General features: G+C 32.0%; 2 protein-coding genes. One reads left to right on the top strand and one right to left on the bottom strand.

From position 1 onward, the window contains the following. Positions 1-104: 104 nt before the first annotated feature. Entirely contained in the window at positions 105-647 is a 543-nt protein-coding gene (locus PKV21_09510; GenBank protein ID HOM27722.1) for a winged helix-turn-helix domain-containing protein, read from the top strand. 11 nt (positions 648-658) lie between these two features. On the opposite strand, the gene PKV21_09505 is transcribed toward PKV21_09510, so the two are convergent. Further along, a partial coding sequence (locus PKV21_09505; protein HOM27721.1) for a class I SAM-dependent DNA methyltransferase occupies positions 659-3388 on the bottom strand: 2730 nt, incomplete at its 5' end.

Below are 3388 nucleotides of genomic sequence, written 5' to 3'. Positions count from 1 at the left end.
AGAATAAAATACCCAAATTTAACTGAGATAGACACTGAGAAAAAATTTACAGATTATGTAAAAATTTTTGAAAAAGGATACTGCTCTAAAAATAGGAGATATAAATGAAACAGATTGAAATTGATGAAGAGGTTTATCAAGCATTACAAAAGATAGCCAAGCCATTTGAAGATACACCAAATACAGTTTTAAGGAGAATTCTTGGTTTAAATATGGTAAGTCCAGAACAAAAAGGTGGAGAAGATATTATAGAGGAAAATGACTATGAAACCCCTGTTAAAGAAATGATGTTGTCTATGGGGATGGAAGAGAAAAGTTTTAAAGGAAAATATACAAGAATACCGAGAGGAGAAAAAACTCCGAACTCGGTATTTAGAATACCTATTCTGAACGCACTTATCCAACTTGGTGGTAGGGGAAGAGCAGGGGATATACTAAAAATAGTTGAAGATAAAATGAAAGATATACTTAAACCAGTTGACTATGATTTTTTACCTTCAAAAAATTCTGTAAGATGGGAAAATACTGCACGATGGGAAAGGTTTACAATGGTAAAAGAAGGATTGTTAAGTTCAGATTCTCCTCAGGGAGTATGGGAGATAACGGAAAAAGGAAGAGAATATTTAGAAAGGGTTAAGAATAAATGAAGTAGGATTGTTTATATAGTACCTTCAATTATCTCAATTTCTCCTTCGGTTAAATTATAAAGTTTATAAACCAACTGGTCAATCTCCCTTTCCAGTTCTTTTACTTTTGCCTGTTTTTGTGGATTGGAGAGGTAGTCAGGGGATTGGGTAAGTGAGAGGATTTGGTTTGCTAATGTTTCGTATTGTTTCAATTTCAATCCTCCTCTTACTTCTTTGTCATAATTCATAATGTGTAAAATCTCTTCATGGTTCAGTAAGTATAAATACCTTCCTAATACGAGGTCAAGTAAATCTATCTTGTCTTTAATTAGACTTGTTGAAAATCTTTTACCGTTTGGGTCAAAAACAGACCATAATGCATTTAGAAAATTAGAAGATGTATTTTCCATTAGCGATTTATATTTTGTAATTTGTTCTGAATCTGGTATAGGAAACTCCTCAAAAATGTCAAAATTCATATCTCTTCCATCACCAAAAATTCTAAACCATAAATAAAAAAGTGAGGAGTTCATTAAAACAATTAGAAAATTTTTATACAAATTATCTGCATATAACTCTTTTACTTTGCTACTTTCATAAGGACATTCATCCCATGCATTATACCAATAATTCCCACTTGTTCTTATCCAAATGTGGCTGTTTCCACGATTTATTATATCTTTAATTTTCCTTCTTTGTTTAAGTATTTTTTCAAGAATCACAATATTAATCTTTTCACCCAATTTAGGCAAACGATGAGGGTATGAATAAGATGTTCCAATAGGAAATAAATATTTGTCTGCATTAGATACTTTAATGTTGTATATGTCAGGAGTTTCTCTAAACATTCTACTTGTAAAAATTCCTTCCTTCTCTTTGCTGTTTTTATTAAATGCTTTTAAGATAGAAACAGATTGGCTCATGCTTTCAAAAGTCCTGCATCTGTCCCTATCAAAAGAAAGTATTACAACTTTTTCAAACCCATCTTTAAGTAATTGGCGTGTTTCAGAGAAATCTTTATTAAAAGTTATTGCAAAGGTGATAATAAATGTAATGTTTCCATTATTCCTTAAAATCTTACTACTTTTTTCCACAAATGGACTTGCTATGTCTGAAGTGGTTGAATATTTATATAATTGATTTACAAATTCCTTTTGTTTGCGGCTCATTATGTTACCATACGGAGGGTTTGCAATTACAATATCAAAACCACCTTTTTGGTGAAAAACCTCTGAAAAATAGACCTCAAAATCAAATTCTTTGTGTCCTTTTGTTATTTCAGAAATCAGTTCATCAATTTGTTTTCTTAATTGTCGTTTTTCAATAGGATTTGTTTCATTAAAGTATTGAGATTTTAATTCTTCAAGTTTCTTAAATGCTTCTTGATTGAATAAATTTTCTTCCACCCCTAAGAGTGAATCGCCCTGAACAACTTTGTAATCAAGGTTTGGGAGTGGTTTTATGTTATAAAAATCTTCTTCATCCACAATCATAGAAAGCCAAAATCTTAACCTACATATCTCAACCGCACCGGGGTCAATATCTACTCCGTAAAGGGAGTTTTCTATGCAATGACGTTTTAATTCATAAATGTTGATCTGTTTATCAATATAGATTGAGAGTAATTGCCTTAATTTAACAATCTCATACATCATTCCTATTGGAAAAGCCCCAGAACCAACAGCAGGGTCGCAAACCTTTATATCTGCAAGAAGTTTATCAATCTTTTCTGCATTTTTAATAATGTTTTCCGGCATTTTATGTTCATATCTTGTGTTTTTTTGTTCTCCCTTTTCAATCTTTTCTTTCTTTTCAAGGGCGGTTCTTTCATTCTCTAAAATCAAATCAGAATGTTTTACAAACTCCTCAATCTCTTCTCTTTCAACCTCTCCCTCAAGTTCTGTTTCAATATAACTCATCAAACTTTCCTGACACATATAATGGACAATTTCTCTTGGCGTATAATAGACACCATATTCTTTGTTAAATTTTGTTTCTTCTCCTTTTTTACCAGAATGTAAAACTTTCAAATATTCGTCAAAGTTATCCTGCCTTATCGCATTTAGTTTTTCATAGATTTTCCCGAGCAGTTCCGGGTCAAGGGCAACTTCTTTTTCAAGCGGTTCTTCCTCGTTCACTGTGAAATTGTATCTGTCAAAAATATCAAGGATGCCGTCACCTGTATCTCCTTCTTTTGTTTTATTTGTATTGGAAAAGAGTTCCTTTGATAAAAGAATATCAACATTTACCCAGTCAAAGTTATTCGGTGGGTCAAAGAGTCCACCATTTAAAAATGGAATTTTGCAATTAAACCTACTGTAATAATGGTCATCAGTGCTTCTATCCGTCCTTAATGCCTCATAAAAAAGTGGTTCAAAGATATCGTTATAAAAGTTTTTGTAATCTCCAAATTCTTTATTAAATAACCTTCTCATAAAGTCCTTTGGACCTGTTCCCCAAAGTTTTCCTCTTTCAACTCCAAACCATCCTTTTTTCTGTAGAAAATAAAGGAAGACAATTTGACCAAGGAGTTTTTTGGCAAAGTCAACGGTGTTGATGTTTTTATCCTGGAATTCCCGCTGAACTCCTTTATCATTTTTTACAATTTCATCAAGTTCAAGTTTTGTTCTTATAAATAGGTCTCTATATTTTTCAAAAAACTCTTTTGTTATAACCTCAACATCAAACGCCTTTTCTAAATCTTCAAGGGATGGATATAATTCGTCTTTCTCAAGTATGGGTAAAAATCTACTCTGGGCAGT

The organism is bacterium (genome assembly GCA_035371905.1).
GTDB lineage: Bacteria > Ratteibacteria > UBA8468 > B48-G9 > JAFGKM01 > JAMWDI01.
The sequence above is the reverse complement of the archived record's forward strand: the minus strand, read 5'-3'. Positions and strand labels throughout refer to the sequence as shown.

Bases quoted from the DNA above. Each gene is read 5' to 3' on its own strand.
- PKV21_09510 (HOM27722.1), top strand. From the start codon at position 105: ATGAAACAGATTGAAATTGATGAAGAGGTTTATCAAGCATTACAAAAG.